The sequence below is a fragment of the Streptomyces mobaraensis NBRC 13819 = DSM 40847 genome, assembly GCF_017916255.1.
GTDB classification, from domain to species: Bacteria; Actinomycetota; Actinomycetes; order Streptomycetales; family Streptomycetaceae; genus Streptomyces; species Streptomyces mobaraensis.
Window position 1 is genome coordinate 772297 of sequence record NZ_CP072827.1, and the last position, 15868, is coordinate 788164.

Consider the following 15868-nt stretch of genomic DNA (forward strand, 5'->3'; position numbering starts at 1 on the left):
CTCGCCGCCCCGGACCGGGCGTCTCCGCCCGGGTGGCCTCAGCGGTGCGCCGTGATCCGTCCGAGCCGTCCGATCGCCGTGGCCGCCAGGGCGGCCGACGTACAGGCGCAGACGGTGAGTTGGACGGCGGCCGGGGACGGGAGCCGGGCCGCCAGGGCGGCGGCCTCCGCCGCGCCGGCCGCGAGACAGAGCAGGGCCGGAGCCCAGGCGATGCCGTACGCCTGGAGCAGCAGGCCGGTCCAGAGCACCGCGCCGAGGGCGAGCAGGGCCGCCGTGCGCAGCGGGGTCGGCGGCGGGCCGCCGGGCCAGACGGCGTCGGCGGCGAGGACCAGCGCCGCGAGGGCGGTGAGGTAGGCGGCGAGGCACAGGCCGAGGACCCGGGCGACGCCGGCCGGCAGGCCGCGGAGCGTGGTGGCGCGGGCGAGGACCTTCAGGGCCCTGCTGCGGAACCGGTAGAGCAGCCATTCGGCGGCTCCCATGCTGAGGGTGAGGGCGATGACGGCGGGGCCCGCGGGGTCGGCGTGACTGCCGTGGCGCAGTACGTCGCCGAGCGCGGCGACGCCGGTGAGGACGCCGCAGCCGAGCCCGAAGAGCCCGTAGGGGGCGGAGGCGAGCGGGGTGAGGGCGGGCGGTGGCGTGCCCTCCTCCCGTACGGCCAGGACGTTCTGGTACGCCGCGGTGCCGATGACCCCGGCCAGGGTGGCGATCAGCAGTCCGACGGCCAGGGCGCGGGGCGGTTCGGCGACGAGGACGGCCGCTCCCCCGGCGGCGACGGGCAGCAGCGTGTACAGCAGGAGGCGTTCGCGGCCCAGGACGAGCAGGACGGTGGCGGCCGACAGGTAGAGGGCCTGGCCGACGGCGAACGAGGCGGCTCCGGCGGGCCCGTGGAAGGCGAGGGCCGCCGCGGTGGCCAGGAGCGCGCCGAGCGGCGCGCCGGTGCGCAGGCAGCGTCCGGCCGCGGCCCGGCCGCCGGCGGCCAGCCGGAGGTAGGCGCGGTGGGCGAGCGCCTGGTTCCACGCCCAGGCGGTCAGCGCGGCGGCGACCAGTCCGGCGGTGCCGTCGGGCAGTCCCCCGGCGCCCCGCCCGCCGGTGAGCAGCGGTGCCCCGAGGGCGTACCCGAAGCCGGGGAGGGTGAAGACGAGGGAGCGCAGCAGGACCAGGGCGGGCTTGACCTGCCAGGGGTCGGGGGCGGGCGGGGGTTCGGGGTAGGCGCGCGAGACGCGGGCGAACAGGTCGGCGGCCAGCTCGAAGGCGTCGCGCCGCCCGTAGCGTCCGGCGATCTGTTCGCTGGTCAGGCCGTCGGCCTCCAGGACGGCGGCGATCTCGTCGGGGTGGACGGCGGCGGCGCAGACGTCGTGGAGTTCGCGGGCGAGTTCGTCGATGGGGCCGTTCCCCGGCCGGGGCCGGGGGACGGCGGTGAGGTCGGGGACGGCCTCCGGGTCGGGTGGTACGAGCCGCAGTGGACCGCTCATCGCACACCGCCGGCGGCCAGGGCCATGGCGGGCGGCGGCCCGAAGGGGACGGCCGGGGCGAAGAGGACCGAGCGCCGCCGGGAGGCGGCGAGGTCGTGGTAGATCTCGCGGAAGGCGCTGATGGTCTGCCGGAGGGTGAACTGCTCGATGACCCTTAGCCGCGCCGACTCCCCCATCCGGGCCCGGAGTTCGCGGTCGCCGAGCAGGGTGAGGGCGGCCTCGGCCATGCTCTCGGGGTCGCGCGGCGGGACGACGAGCCCGCTGTCGCCGACGGCCTCCCGTACGCCGCCCACGTCCGTCGAGACCGTGGCCCGGCCGCAGGACATGGCCTCGATGAGGGTGAAGGGGAAGCCCTCGCTGATGCTGGAGAGCATGACGACGTTGCCGGCCGCGTAGGCGTCGCGGATGTCCTCGACGCGCCCCTCGAAGGTGACGGCGGCCCCCACCCCGAGTTCGGCCGCCAGCTTCTCGCAGGCGGTCCGGTAGCCCTCGCCGCCGCGCGGGGTGCCGCCGAACAGCCGCAACCGGGCCTCCGGGACGCGCCGTTGGACGAGAGCGAAGGCGCGGATGAGCGTGTCGAGGCCCTTGATGGGATCCACGCGCCCGGCCCAGCTGAGGGTCGGCACCTCCGGTTCCGGTCCGGCGGGCGGGAACGCGGCGGGGTCCACGCCGTTGTAGACGGTGCGGATGCGGTCGGGCGGGGTGCCGCCGTGCTCCTCCCAGCGGCGGTTGTAGCGGTTGCCGGGGGTGACAAGGGCGGCGCACCGGTAGGACTCGACGGCGAGCTGCCGGAACAGGCCCAGCATCAGCGCCTTGACGGGCCAGCGGTAGGGCTCGGTGCGGAACCCGAGGTAGCGCTCGCGCAGGTAGATGCCGTGTTCGGTGAGGAGGAAGGGGGTGCCGTACCGGTGGTGGGCGATCAGGCCGGGGACGGCCGCGAGGCCCCCGCTGACGGCGTGGGTGATGCCGTCGGCGGGGACGTCGGCGGCCAGCGGGCGCAGCGCGTGTTCCAGCAGGTCGGTGGCGGTGAGGGCGTCGTGGAGGGTGGGCCGGGCGGCGGCGGTGGGCAGGGCGGGCCGGTTCCAGACGCGGACGAGGACGCGGACGGCGTCCTCGCCCTGGAGGAGGGCCGGCAGGGTGCCGCCGGCGGCGTGGTCGGCGAGCCGGTGGAAGGCGGGGGCGAAGTCGCCCTCGTGCGCCGGGTCGAGGAGGGAGAGCAGGAAGCGCTCGTAGCCGGCGAGGAAGGTGCGCAGCGCCCGGCCGCGGGGCGCGCGGCCGGCGGGCGTGGTGCCCCACAGCGGGAGGGCGTCCACGCGCCGGACGTTGGCGGGGAGCGTCCAGGCGAGCCGTTCCCGTCCGGTGCCCGTGACGGCGATGATCCGGAAGGGGATGTCGGGCATGCCCTGCACCAGCTGGTCGCACCAGACGCTGACCCCGCCGTGGCTGTGGGGGTAGGTCCCCTCGGTGAGCAGCGTCACCGAGGGGGCGTCGGCCGCGGGTGCGGCAAGGGGTCCGTGCATGGGTATTCGGTTTCTCCGCGAGAGACGGTGTGGCGTGAGGAGGTGCGCACGGAGGTACGGCGGTGCTCAGCGCCGGGGGCCGTCACCCGCGCCGCGCGGGACCCGGTGGCCGGCGCCCGGCGGGACGGGCAGGGTGGGGGCGGGCGCCTGGACCCGGGCGGCGGTGCCGGTGGCGTGCGGTGCGGCCGGGGCACCGGCGGCGGGCAGGGTGAAGACGGCCGCGCTCTGGCCGGCGGCCGGGGCGGCCCAGCCGGAGCGCTGTCCGGCGTAGGCGGCGCCGAACGGCGCCGAGGTGCCGTTCTTCACCTGGGTGGTGCCGGTGGGCAGGGTGAGGGTGGCCTCGACCCCGGCGGGCGCGGTGACGGTGACCTGGGTGCCGACGCGGTAGGCGGTGACCTTGCCCGCGTCCACGGCGGCGGACCAGGCGGCGCGCTTGCGCATCTCGGTGCCGATGTCGCTCATGCGGAGGCTGACCAGCGGGGTGTTGTCGGCGAAGAGGGCGGTGTGGTCGGCGAGGACCTTCTCCAGGACCTGGTAGCCGATCCGCTCCTCGGCGAGGTTGGACTGGTGCATGAAGTGCGGGCGCGGGTCGTTGGAGAGGACGTGCCCGAGGGCGATCCGGGCCTCCAGGGGCGCGATGTAGGAGGCGAAGCCGGTCTTGGTGTCGAGCGGGGCCTTCAGGCAGGTGGTGACGGCGGAGTTCTCGCAGATGCCGCTGCCGCCGTCGGCCTTCTTCGTGTAGAGCCAGTTGTACTCGTCGGTCTGCTCGGCGGCCGTGCCCACGTTGTAGTAGACGTTCATCGGGTAGCGGGAGACGGTCAGCGCGGGGCCGGCCTGGCGCTGCTGCGGTTCCCGGGAGCTGTCGCTGGCCAGCCACTTGACGCCGGTGACGGTGAGGGCGGCGGCCAGGTAGGGGTTGTCGTCCTTCTGCTGCGGCAGGGTGCGCAGGCCGGAGTGCTCACCGGTGACGAGCTCGTCGGGCTCCACCTTCAGGCCGCGGGCGGCGGCCCAGGACAGGTTCTGGGCGATCTCCTGGGTGACCTTCTGGCCGTCCACCCAGCGGATGCGGCCGAGGAGGTCGGTGGAGCACTTCCAGGGGACGACGCTGGTGTTCTGCACACAGCCGAGGAAGGCGTGGGTGTAGGTGTGGTTGAGCCAGCGGAAGGACTGCTGGTCGGCGACGAAGCGGTCGAGCAGCGGGTCGGCGGCGCCGTCGTGGGAGGACCGGTACTCCTCGCTGCCGACGCCGTTGAAGGCGAAGTCCAGCGGCAGGTTGTGGCTCTTCGACCACTCCTTGGCGTACGTGGCGTCGGCGGCCGTCATCCGGATCGGCGGGGCGTCGGGCGACGGGTTGCCGGGGCAGTCGACGTCGCCGGGGGTGCACTTGCGCTTGCTGTCCCAGCGGTCGTCGGAGGCGAAGAGGTCGTCGACGTGGACGCCGAGGTAGTTCCGCGAGGCGCCGAGGTGGACGCCCTGGGTGAGCCATTCGACGATGCCGCGGGAGACCAGCCGGAACTGTGTCTGGTACTGGTTGGCGACGAAGGTGACGACGAGCTCGCTGCGCCCGTCGTGGCTGTACTGGCCGATCAGCGAGCCGCGCGAGGAGGTGCCGGGGATGGGCGCGTCGACGTACGTGGTGAAGGTGGCGCCGTCGTCCTGCTTCTCCAGCGGGGTGGAGAGGTAGCCGTAACTCTCGTTGACGTCCGGGTCGTTGTTCTCGAAGGGGACGTTCTTCTTCAGGTAGCCGAAGGGTCCGCCGGCGCCCTCGGTGGTGACCGTCGCGGTCTTGCCGTCCAGGGGGCCGCTCCAGCCGTGCTCCTGGGCGGCGTTGAGGCCGACGGCGGGGCGGGCGTAGGTGTAGGCGTCCACCTGGCGGACGCCGAATCGTTTCTCGTATCCGGCCAGGGCGGCCATCTCCGGCGAACCGTCGCCGAACGGGTTGTCGTTGGGCAGCACGACGCCCTGGAACCTGGCGCGCGGTCTGCCGTCCACGGTGTCGCTGAGGTAGGCCGCGTCGATCCGCGGCCGGCCGGCGTCCTTGAGGTCGAGCTTGGTGTACGGCGTTCCGGCGGTGGCGAGTTCGGCGGCTATCGCCTCGACGGCGGGGCCGCCGTCGTCGACGAGCAGGACCCGCAGGTCGACGCGGGGCGCCGGGTCGTCGGCGCGGGCGCCGACGGTGGGCAGCGCCAGCGCCGTCAGTGTCGCGGCGGCCCAGGCCGCGAGCAGACGTGTGGTACGTACCATGGTGCAACTCCCCCCTGCTGGGACGGCGGTGGCACGGCGGCGCCGTCCTCTTGGTGAAGATGTCCGCGCGGGGTGGCCGGGCCCCGGCGCGCACGGGTGGTCGAACCCCCGGCTGTTCGGTCGCGCTCGGCCGGCTCCCCACGCCGGCCGTACTGGTCTCTCCGGCGCCCTTGGTCGAGGGCGTGGGAGCGGGGGACCACCGGGAGGCTCAACCGCCCCTCGATCGCCCAGCCATATAGTGCGCCATGCCGGAACGCGGCGTATGTCGCACGGCGCAGGAGGCCGCCGGCGTTTACGTGTGCCTGGCCGGAATCCGCCGTAGCGCGGCCGGCACGGGACGGGACGGCGCCCTTCCGCTCGTTCGCCCGGCCCTCCGGGGTGACCTGCCACGACGCCGCGGAGCCCGGGTTCCGGACTCGCGTCTCCCGAACATCAGTCCGCGCTGCCGGAGATGCGGCGTGTGCCGCGAGATCGGCCTGATGACAACTGTCGGATTTGCCGGTTTTATTCACCCTCGCGCGGTACGACATCGGACGCCGACGGACTGACACCGGAGGGGCGCCTGCGGCCGCCCGGATCCGCCGGGGCCGTTGCGACTCTTGACGCCGTCGCGCTTGTCATGGACATTACGGCTGCTTGGCATGGACCAACCCCACCGGGAGGCATCCCATGCGCAGACACCCCCATCCCCTCGCCACCGGCTGCCGGACGCTCCTCGCGGCGGCCCTCCTCCTCGCGTCCGCCGCGCTGACGGGCGCCGCCGCGCAGGGCAGCGCGGCGGCGGAACCCGACACCCGGCCGGCCGGCACGACGACGGCGGCGTCCGCCGCTCACCCCATGCGCACCACCGCGACGCCCGGCACCCGCCCCGTTCACGGAGAGTCCGCCGGCGCCGCCACCGCCGAGCCCACCGGCACCACGACCGCGTCCGCCCCCGACCCCGCCGCGCCCCACCGCGGCCGGGTGACCGGAGCCCGTACGCCCGACCGCTCCCCCGCCCGCGACCGGGCCGTCCGCGCCTTCGCCGAGGGCCGCCGCGCCGCCGCCCGCGAGGGCGGGCCGGACCGGCACCGCCGGCCGGCGCGGCCGGACGCGGACCTCACCCACGACTGGTGGGGCGTCTTCCCCCGGCCCGGCACCCACGACGGCATCACGGCCACCCACACCGTCGACCCCGCGTACCACGTCCGCGACTCCGAGAACTTCACCTACGCGCCCACCACCAAGGCCCAGAACTCCTGCATGGAAGTGGTGACGGCCTACTGGCAGAGCGGCCCCGAACTGTGGGCCTGGGACTGGTGCGGGGCGGGCGGTCCCGCCAAGACGCTGCCGATCGACGCGGCGTTCCTCGCGAAGTACACCCCCGGCGGCACCGCCCCGGCCGCCTACAGCGTCCAGTTGGTGCGCGAGGGCGGCTCGGGCAACACCTGGGGCGCCTACCTGTACAACCACCGCACGGCGAGCTGGGAGCTGCTCTACCGCCAGTCGGGGAAGGACCAGAGCGGGCTGGACCACGGCTGGGACATGTTCGAGATCTACGCGAGCGTCAACCCCGCCACCGGCGTGGGCTGGTACTGCACCGAGGCCCGGAACACCGTCTTCGACAGCTCCGCGGTCAAGCTCCGCCGCGGCGGCTCCTGGAACCCGGCGAGCCCGGCGGACTCGCCCTGGACCGACCCCGCCCCCAACGGCCGGGACTTCCTCTGCCCGGCGCTGAGGTTCCTCCGCGCGGGGGCCAACGACCACTGGACCGTCCGGCAGTGACGCGGCCCCCGGGCGGGGACGGCCGACTCCCGGGCGGGGATCGGCCCGCGAACGGGGATCAGCCCTCGCGAGCGGGTCGCCCCGCGAACGGGAAGAAGTCGACCAGCAGCATGTCCCGCACACCCCGTCCGGCCCCCGCGGCCGGACGGATGGGCGTGACGCCGTGGAAGACCCGGCGGTCGTCGAGGACGATGGTCTCGAACGGCGTGGTCAGCAGCGCCTCGTGGACGGGCACCCGGTCCAGGTCGTAGAGGCGCGAGTCCGCCCCCTCCACGTTCTCGCGCCGGATCAGCACCTGGGCCACGTAACAGTGCCCGTCCTGGTGGACGCCCTCCGGGGCCGGATGCCCCTCGGCGTCCACCGTGGCGACGACGCGGATCTGGTGCACCCCGCAGGCGTCCATCCCCTCGCGCGGCCCGGGCAGCCGCTCCCGCAGGACCCGGACCACCGTCTCCAGCGCCGGCCCCTCGGCCACGGCGTCGGCGAGCGGCGCGAACAGGCGGCCCACCCCGCCGTTCACCTTGTTCACCGCGCGGTCCTGGAAGAAGGCCACGTGCGGCAGCCGCTCCAGACCGCCGTCGGGAAGGATCCGGAACCTGCTGTACCGGCGGAAGCGGTACGGCGTGCCGGTGCCCAGGTGGGCGTCGGCGGGCAGGTCGTCCCAGGACTCGGTGAACAGGGCCACCGCCGCCGGCGGCAGAGTCCCGAGGGATCCCGCCAGCAGGTCGGCGGGGAAGTGGACGAACGGTGGCGGGAGTTGCCCGTCGACCGTCCCGGGCTGCTCGGTGACGCGCAGGGACGCAGGGGTCATCGGTCTTCCTCAGCCTTCGGTGAGCCTTCAGTGAGCCTTCAGTGAGCCGTGTACCGATGACCGAGCCTACGCACGGGCGGGACGGAAGGGCAGCGTCCGACAGCTTCCGTCACATGCATCACACTTGACACACTGGCAACAGGGTGTCGCCTCACACCTCCTTGGCCAGGAAGGCGAGGACGCGCTCGACGTACTCGGCCGGCTTCTCGGCGGGCACCAGGTGCCCCGCGCCCTCGATGAAGGCCGCCTCGGACCCCTTCGACAGCGAGGCGCCGATCGCGGCCAGCCCGGCCTCGTCCAGAACGACGCTCTTGTCCTCGGTGCCGTGGAGGTACAGGGTCGGCTGGACCGGGACCTCGCCCCAGAGGGCGGAGTGCCGGGCCGCCCATTCCGGCGTCCCCATTTCCTTCGGTGCGAAGTTCATCCGGTAGAGGTCGATGGCGGCGCGCAGCCGGGCCGGCTCGCCGAGCGCCTTTCGCACGGCCTCGAAATCCGCCGTGGCGTCATAGGCGTCCGCGGTCCACTTCTCCTGCATGACCCGGCGCACCCACGCCATGTCGTCGGCGGCGAGGACCTCGTCCGCCATGTCCATCTGGAAGAACCAGAAGTGGTTCAGCCGCTCGATGCCCTCGTAGGTGTTCGCGTATTCGCCGAAGAAGGCGAGCGGCGGGACGTCGCTGGCCACCACGCGGGCCCAGCGCTCCGGTGCGGTGTGGGCCACCGCCCAGGCCGTGGCCGCGCCCCAGTCGTGGCCGATCACGACCGCGTCGGGGCCGCCGCCCAGCGCTTCGTGCAGCGCGTTGGCGTCCGCGACCAGGTCGGCGAGGCGCATGCTGCCGTCCGCGGGCAGGGCCGAAGGGGCGAACCCGCGGATGTTCGGCGCGACGGCGCGGTAGCCGGCGGCCGCGAGCGCGGGTATGACATGGCGGTACGTGGCCTCACCGGACTCGGGGAATCCGTGAAGAAGAAGGGCGAGGGGGCCTTCGCCCTCCTCCGCATATGAAATCTCGACGCCGTTGACGACGACGCTGTTGCGCTGCATACGGGAATTACCTCATTACTGGATTGCCGGCCGATGCGTTCCCCGGCTTTCCGCCGGAGTGGTTCCCAGCCTCCGCTCCCGGCCTTTTGTGCACAAGTACCCACTTATTGGTAAGCCCTTACCGCGTGGTAATCTCCTGGTCGCCGTGCTCCGGCATCTTCACTCGTGGCGTCCGCGGGCGGATGTGCGTGCCGCCAGTGACCGCCATAACATGAGATTGCGGTGCATTTGCGGAACCGCCCCCGGCCGTCCTCCCTCTCTCTCGGGTGAAAGCACCTTCCAGGAGGAGTCACCACCGTGGGTCTCACGTCCCAGAATCTACTGTTGCTCTTGGTGTTCATCGCGGTCGCGGTGTGCGCCCTGGTTCTGTGGCTGTGGCCGCGCGCCGCCCGCAAGGGGGTGCTGTCCTGGGCCGCGCGCCTGGGCATGCTCGTCGTCGCCCAGGTGAGCGTCCTCGCGGTGCTGCTCGTCGCCGCCAACAACGAGTTCGGCTTCTACTCCACCTGGAAGGAACTGTTCGGCCAGAACTCCAGCCACCAGGAGCTCCAGCCGGGCAAGGAGGGCGAGAAGCGGCCGCCCGCACTCGTCGTCAAGGGCCAGGAGTCGGTGGGGCTCGGCCCGCGCGAGAAGGGCGGGCAGGTGGACCGGATATCGATCCACGGGCCGGTCACCGGCCTGAGCATGGACGGGTACGCGTACCTGCCGCCGCAGTACTTCCAGAAGGGCCACGAGAAGGACCGCTTCCCGGTGATCGTCGCGGTCACCGGCCAGCCGGGCGTCTCCAGAAACCTGATCACCCAGATCAAGGTCCCGCAGGCCGCGTCCAAGCTCGTCAAGGAGCGCAAGATGCGGCCGACGATCGTTCTGATGGTCCGTCCCTCGGTCGTCGCCGACCGTGACACCAACTGCACCGACGTCCCCGGCGGCCCGCAGGCGATGACCTTCTTCAACCAGGACCTGCCGGTCGCCGTCAACGACAAGTACCGGGCCGACAACTCGCGCGGCGGCTGGGGTGCCGTCGGCAACTCCACCGGCGCTACGGCGCCGGCGCCGGCCTCTCCGCCGACTTCTTCGCCCGCCAGGACCGCGAGACCGGCGACCTCTACGCCGGCAGCAAGCAGCTCAAGAACGAGGCCGACCTGGTCTGGCGCCTGACCCACATGCCCGCGCCGCCGGTGTCGCTGCTGGTCGGCGTCAGCAAGAAGGGCGAGGAGAAGTACCTCAAGCAGGCCGAGCACTTCGCCGCGAAGGCCAAGTGGCCGACCAAGGTCGAGAAGCTGATCCGCGACGAGGGCGGCCACAACTTCCAGACGTGGCGCGAGGAGTACCCCGAGGTACTGCGCTGGCTCGACAAGCAGCTCGCCGACCCTCGCTGACCCTCACGCCCCCCTCCCCGCCCCCGCCGGACCCCGTCCGCCCGCCCTTCCCGTCAACACGGTGACACTCCCCGGGAACGGGACGGCACGCCGTCGCGTCCCAGCCGGTGTGGCCCGATTGCGCGGGTGCCCGGAGCGGCCCGGGTCCCACGGGGGAGGGGGCGGGACGGCATGGACGCCAACGGCGGCGACGAGCGGTTTCCCCTGCTGGCCGGGCGGTACCGGCTGCTGGGCAGGCTCGGCAGCGGCGGCATGGGCGTGGTGTGGCGCGCCTTCGACGAGGTGCTGGGCCGCGAAGTGGCCGTCAAGGAGGTCCGCGCCCCCGAGCACCTGCGCGAGGCCGACGTGCGGGTGCTGCACGCCCGGCTGGTCCAGGAGGCCCGGGCGGCGGCCCGGATCAGCCACCCCTACGTGATCACCGTGCACGACGTGGTGGAGGAGCACGGCCGCCCGTGGATCGTCATGGAACTGGTCCGCGGCCGTTCGCTCGCGGACGTCCTGGAGACCGACGGCCTCCTGTCGCCCAAGGAGGCGGCGCGCGTCGGGTCCGCGGTGCTCCTGGCGCTCCGCAGCGCCCACGCCGCCGGCGTCCTGCACCGCGACGTCAAGCCCGCGAACGTCCTGCTCCAGGACGACGGACGGGTGGTGCTGACGGACTTCGGCATCGCCCTCGTCGAGGGCACGGGCACCCTCACCCGCACCGGCGACGTCATCGGCTCGCCCGACTACCTGGCCCCGGAGCGGGCGCTCGGCAAGCACCCCGGCACCCCCTCGGACCTGTGGTCGCTGGGCGCCACGCTCTACGCGGCCGTCGAGGGGATGTCGCCGTTCCGCCGCGCCTCGGCGCTGGGCACGCTCCAGGCCGTCGTCCACGAGGACCCGCCCCCGCCCCGCCGCGCCGGCCCGCTGGCGCCGCTCCTGCTCGGCCTGCTGCGCAAGGACCCGCACACGCGCATGGGTTCGGTGGAGGCGCAGCGGCTGCTGGACGCGGCGGCGGTGGGCGGACGGACGGGGGCAGCGGCTTCTTCCGGTGATCCGGGTCGCTCCGCCGGGAGTCACGGCGAACGCGGCACCGGCGGGGCGGCGGGCGCCGTTCCCGGCTCCTCGGGACGGCAGGCCCCGGACGGGACGACGGAGGAGCGGGCCGCCGCCGGCCCGCGTACGGGCGGGGGCACGGCGACGGGTGCGGGGACGCCCCGGCCGCGGTCGGGCACCGGCACGGCGACGGAGCCCTGGCACACCGGGCCGGGGGCACCCGCCCGGCCGGGCACGGCGGCGCGGGCCTCCGGCGCCACCGCCGGACCGGAGCCGGCTCCGGGCTCCGGCGCCCACGGCGGATCGGGGCCGCCCTCCAACCCCACGGGCCGGGGCACCCCGGTCGACCCGCGAACGCCCGCGGGCCGGAACACCTCCGGCACCGCCCGCACACCCGACGGGCCCCCGGCCGCGCCCTCGTACCCCGACCCCGGCACCCCGTCGGGGCACCTCCCCACCTACATCCCGACCTCGCCCGACGTCCGCCCCTTCACACCGTCCCCCTCCCCCGCCCCGGGCCACCCGGCTCCCGGGACCGGAACGCCCCCCGCCCCCTACGCGCCGTACACCCCCTACACCCCTGCCCCCTCCCCCGGCTCCCCGGCCGTCCTGCGGTCGGCGGGAACGCCGGGTCTCGTGACCGGCGGTGGCGGGGCGGCGCCCGCCCGCGGCGGCCGGTGGTCCGCGCGCAGGCTGGCCGCTCCCCTGCTGGCCCTGCTCATCGCGGGCGGGGGCGTCTCGGCCGTCCTGTTCCTCGACGACGGCAAGGACCCGGGGACGACCCCTTCGGGCGGGACGTCGACCCCGTCCTCGGCCCCGGGGCCGGTACGGCAGCCGGAAGCGACCTCCGGGACCGACGGCGGCCGTTCGTCGGCGCCCGCGCCGACCGGCGACGACCGCTCCGGCGGACCCGCGGAGTCCGCGCCCGGCCCCACGACGACCTGTCCGCCCGGCAGTTGGGTGGCGACCTGCCGCCCCTACTGACCGCCATTCCCCTTCCCGCGGCAGCGTCCGCGAGAAGCCCATCCGCAGGCATCAGCAACCACTGACAGTCATCGGCAGTCATCGGCAGTGCAAGAACCGGCAATCGGGGGTGCGCACATGTGGCTGATACCCGTCCCCATCGACGCGGCGAACAGGCGGAAACGGCGGCGGCTCCGGGCCGTCGCCGTGCTGGCGGTCCCCGCCCTCGCCATCGGCCCGGCCCTGGCGGCGTGTTCGTCGGACGATTCCGGCGGCGGCGACCGCAAGAAGACCATCGCCTTGGAGGCGGTCGGGCAGACCGGCGACGCGCCGTTCGTCTCCGACCCGCACAGCGACGTCCAGGGCGTCAGTTCGACGGACGGCGGGGGCACGGCGATCGGCGACGCGCCGGGCGCGTTCGGCGGCACCCGGCAGATCTCCCGTTGCGACAAGGCCCAGTTGCTCAAGGACCTGGCGGGCGACCCGGTCAAGGCGAAGGCGTGGGCCGAGGCCCGGGGCATCGCGGAGCCGGCGATCAGGGAGCACGTCACCGGCCTGACGCCGGCGGTCCTGATGCACGACACGCTCGTCACCAACCACGACTACGACGGCGACGGCCGGACGCGGGCCTATCCGGCCGTGCTGCAGGCCGGGGTGGCGGTGCTCGTCGACGCCTACGGCAAGCCGGCGGTCAAGTGCAACTGCGGCAACCCGCTGCGGGAGCCGGACTCCTCGGTGAACGTGCGCGACGCGGCGTTCGACGGGCGGCGGTGGGAGGGCTTCGCCGTGGCGACGGTCACGGTGATCCTGCCGCGGCCGGCCGAGAAGGGGCCGATGAAGGCGCTCCCGCTGGTCGACACCGACCGGAAGGACCGGATGTTCCACCGCGAGGTCGGTGACGACGGCTCGCACGACTCGGCTCCTACGCCCCGGCCGCCGACGCCGTCCGGCGCCCCGGGAAGCCCCGGTACGGGTACGGGCTCACCCTCACCGGGCGGCTCCGGCCCGTCCTCCGGCCCGTCCTCCGGCCCGTCGGCGCCCTCCTCCGGCTCCTCCGATGGGTCCGCCTCCTCGAACGCGCCCTCGGGCGCCTCCTCCCGGCCGCCCTCCTCCCGGCCGTCCCCGTCCGCCCACGACTCCGCGCCGAGCGGCTCCTCGACCCGCCCGCCCTCGACGCCGCACACCCCGGCCTCACCGCACACCCCGACGGCTCCCCTCCCGCCGTCGAAGCGTCCCTCGGCCGCCCCGCCCACCCACGTGACCCCGACGCACGACGCCGCGGTCAAGCCCTCCGCGCCGCTGATGGCCACGCCGCCGCGTCCGCCGCGGACGGTCTCGCCGCCGGCCGCCCGGCCGGCCGAACCGCCCTCGGCGGGCGGCGGGCACTCCGCGCCGCGGGCGCCGTCAGAGGAACGCCAGTCCGATCCCCAGCGCCGCGAACCCGCCCGCGAAGGCACGGCGAACCCACAGCGTGGCACGGGGACTTGAGACCACCCGGTCCCGGAAGGCCGCCGCGAACCGCCCGTAGGCGACGAACACGAGGAAGGTGAGGAGGATGAAGACGGCGCTCAACTCGACCATGCGCAGCAGGGCGTGCGGCTCGTCCTCGCTCACGAACTGCGGGAGGAAGGCGAAGAAGAACAGGGTGAGCTTCGGGTTGAGGATGTTGATCAGCACACCGTCGACGATCGTCCGGGCCGCGGAGCGGGGCGCGGCGTCCTCGTCGGCGGCCAGCGATCCCTTGTCCCGGAGCGTCGCCCAGGCCATGAACAACAGGTAGGCGACACCGGCGTACTTGAGGACCTGGAAGGCCAGGGCGCTGGTGTGCAGGAGCGCGGCCAGGCCGGTGACGGCCGCCGCCATGTGCGGCAGGGTGCCGAGCGTGCAGCCGGTGGCGGCGACGAGGCTCGCCCGGGCGCCGCGCGAGAGGCCGGCCGCCATGGTGTAGAGCACACCGGTGCCCGGAGTGGCCACGACGATCAGTGAGGTCAGCAGGAATTCGATGCTCAAGGTGCTCCGTCCCGGATGCGCGTGCCGGGTCCTGTCCGCCCCGGCGTCTTCTCCTCTCCGACCCTGCCGTCACAATGGCCCGATGGACAGGTCCAAAGAGCATGTGTCCGAAGGGTCCATAGCGCCGGGTGCCCCCGGCCCGGAGCCCACTTCCCCCGACTCGCAGCCCACCGCCCCCGACGCGGAACCGGGTGCCTCCGGTTCGGACTTCCTCCAGCTCGACGTCGGCGACGCGCCGCCGGGCGGGCTGGCCGACTGGCTGACCCGGCGGCTCCGCGAGGCCATCGCCGACGGTCGGCTGCCGGTGGGCAGCCGGCTGCCCCCGACCCGGCTGCTGGCCGGTGAACTGCGGCTGTCCCGAGGCGTGGTGATCGAGGCGTACCGCAGACTGACGGAGGACGGGCACGCGGCCGGACGCGGCCGGCACGGCACGTTCGTGGTCGCGGCACCGGCCACGGCGCACCCCGCCCGATCCGCCCGGCCCGCCCGGCCCGACGGGCTGTTCACGACCCCCGGGGCGGACGCGTTCGACGCGCTGCGCTCCGCCCCGGCCCGGATCGACCTGTCGCCCGGGCTGCCGGACCTCGCGGCGTTCCCGCGGACGGCGTGGCTGGGCGCCGAGCGCGCCGTGCTCGGCTCCCTCACCGCCTCCGCGTTCGGTTACGGCGACCCGCGCGGGACGCCGGAGCTGCGGCTGGCCCTGGTCCGCTGGCTCGCCCGGACGCGGGGGATCGTGGCGGACCCGGACGAGGTGATCGTCGTCGGCGGGGTCGCCCAGGCGATGGGCCTGGTGGCCCAGGTGCTGGTGCGGGCGGGGATCGGCGAGGTGGCGGTGGAGGACCCGGGTTCGCTGGGCGCCCGGCAGCACTTCCGGTACTGGGGGGCGGCGACGCCGCCGGTGCCGGTGGACGCGGAGGGCGTCCGCGTCGACGCGCTGCGGGCCTCCGGCGCGCGGGCCGTACTGCTCACTCCGGCGCACCAGTTCCCGACCGGGGTGGTCCTCGGGGGCGCCCGGCGGCGGGCGTTGATGGACTGGGTCGCGGACGGCGGTCTGATCGTCGAGGACGACTACGACGCGGAGCACCGCTACGACCGGCCCCCGGTGGCGGCGCTGCGGTCGATGCTCTCGGACGGCGTCTGCTACATGGGGAGCGTCTCCAAGCTGTTCGCCCCCGCCCTGCGCGTGGGCTGGCTGCTCGCGCCCGCGCGGTACCGGGAGGCGCTGGTGGACGCGAAGCGGTTCACGGACCTGGGCAACGCGGCGCTGCCGCAGCTGGTGCTGGCGCGGCTGCTGGAGTCGGGTGAGATGGAGCGCCATCTGCGGCAGTCGCGGCGGCGGCACCGGCGGCGGCGGGACGTGATGGTCGAGGCGATCGGCGCCCGGCTGCCGGGCGCGGTGGTGCACGGCGCCGCCGCCGGACTGCATCTGACGGTCACCTTCGACGGCGGTCCGGACGACGCGGCCGTGGCCGCGGCGGCCCTGGAGCGTGGCGTGAAGGTGCAGCCGCTGTCCTGGCACAGCGTCCGGCAGCGGCGGCCCGGCCTGGTGCTCGGTTACGCGGCGCTGCCCGCGTCCGACATCGTGGAGGGCGTGGCGACGGTCGCGGAGGTGATCCGCGAGCTTTCCTGAC

The 15868-nt window shown here is 74.5% G+C and carries 12 protein-coding genes; 6 read left to right on the forward strand and 6 right to left on the reverse strand.

Annotation, left to right across the window (positions count from 1 at the left end):
• Positions 1-38 precede the first annotated feature (38 nt).
• From J7W19_RS02910 to J7W19_RS32655, 3 genes are all read right to left on the reverse strand, one after another.
• Entirely contained in the window at positions 39-1472 is a 1434-nt protein-coding gene (locus J7W19_RS02910) for a hypothetical protein (protein WP_004942545.1), read from the reverse strand.
• Positions 1469-2992 carry a GT4 family glycosyltransferase PelF gene (pelF, locus tag J7W19_RS02915; protein ID WP_004942547.1) on the reverse strand — a complete coding sequence of 508 codons (1524 nt, stop codon included), beginning with the start codon at positions 2990-2992 and terminating at the stop codon, positions 1469-1471. Before pelF ends, J7W19_RS02910 begins: the two co-directional genes overlap by 4 nt.
• 66 nt (positions 2993-3058) lie before the next feature.
• Positions 3059-5236 (reverse strand): hypothetical protein, encoded by a 2178-nt coding sequence (locus J7W19_RS32655; protein WP_004942548.1) that lies wholly within the window; start codon positions 5234-5236, stop codon positions 3059-3061.
• Between the two features lie 669 nt (positions 5237-5905).
• On the opposite strand from J7W19_RS32655, the gene J7W19_RS02925 reads away from it, so the two are divergent.
• Positions 5906-7000, forward strand: a complete 1095-nt coding sequence (locus J7W19_RS02925; RefSeq protein WP_004942549.1) for a hypothetical protein — start codon at positions 5906-5908, stop codon at positions 6998-7000.
• A gap of 58 nt (positions 7001-7058) precedes the next feature.
• Here the strand turns inward: J7W19_RS02925 and J7W19_RS02930 are convergent, their stop codons facing one another.
• Entirely contained in the window at positions 7059-7811 is a 753-nt protein-coding gene (locus J7W19_RS02930; RefSeq protein WP_004942551.1) for a 2OG-Fe dioxygenase family protein, read from the reverse strand.
• Positions 7812-7962: 151 nt separating this feature from the next.
• Entirely contained in the window at positions 7963-8853 is an 891-nt protein-coding gene (locus J7W19_RS02935) for an alpha/beta fold hydrolase (RefSeq protein ID WP_004942553.1), read from the reverse strand.
• 324 nt (positions 8854-9177) lie between these two features.
• Here J7W19_RS02935 and J7W19_RS02940 point away from each other — a divergent pair, with 324 nt between their 5' ends.
• From J7W19_RS02940 to J7W19_RS02950, 4 genes are all read left to right on the forward strand, one after another.
• Entirely contained in the window at positions 9178-10008 is an 831-nt protein-coding gene (locus tag J7W19_RS02940; RefSeq protein ID WP_233478055.1) for an alpha/beta hydrolase, read from the forward strand.
• Between the two features lie 5 nt (positions 10009-10013).
• Entirely contained in the window at positions 10014-10229 is a 216-nt protein-coding gene (locus J7W19_RS32660) for a hypothetical protein (protein ID WP_233478056.1), read from the forward strand.
• A gap of 171 nt (positions 10230-10400) precedes the next feature.
• Positions 10401-12248, forward strand: a complete 1848-nt coding sequence (locus J7W19_RS32665; protein WP_004942557.1) for a protein kinase domain-containing protein — start codon at positions 10401-10403, stop codon at positions 12246-12248.
• A gap of 117 nt (positions 12249-12365) precedes the next feature.
• Entirely contained in the window at positions 12366-13715 is a 1350-nt protein-coding gene (locus J7W19_RS02950; RefSeq protein ID WP_004942558.1) for a DUF6777 domain-containing protein, read from the forward strand.
• Here the strand turns inward: J7W19_RS02950 and J7W19_RS02955 are convergent.
• A complete protein-coding gene (locus J7W19_RS02955) occupies positions 13632-14237 on the reverse strand; it encodes a LysE family translocator (protein ID WP_004942559.1) in 606 nt (201 codons plus the stop codon). The two genes, J7W19_RS02950 and J7W19_RS02955, sit on opposite strands and share 84 nt — an antisense overlap.
• Positions 14238-14319: 82 nt before the next feature.
• On the opposite strand from J7W19_RS02955, the gene pdxR reads away from it, so the two are divergent.
• Positions 14320-15867, forward strand: coding sequence for a MocR-like pyridoxine biosynthesis transcription factor PdxR (gene pdxR, locus J7W19_RS02960; RefSeq protein WP_078587898.1), 1548 nt, complete (start codon positions 14320-14322; stop codon positions 15865-15867).
• Position 15868 lies beyond the last annotated feature (1 nt).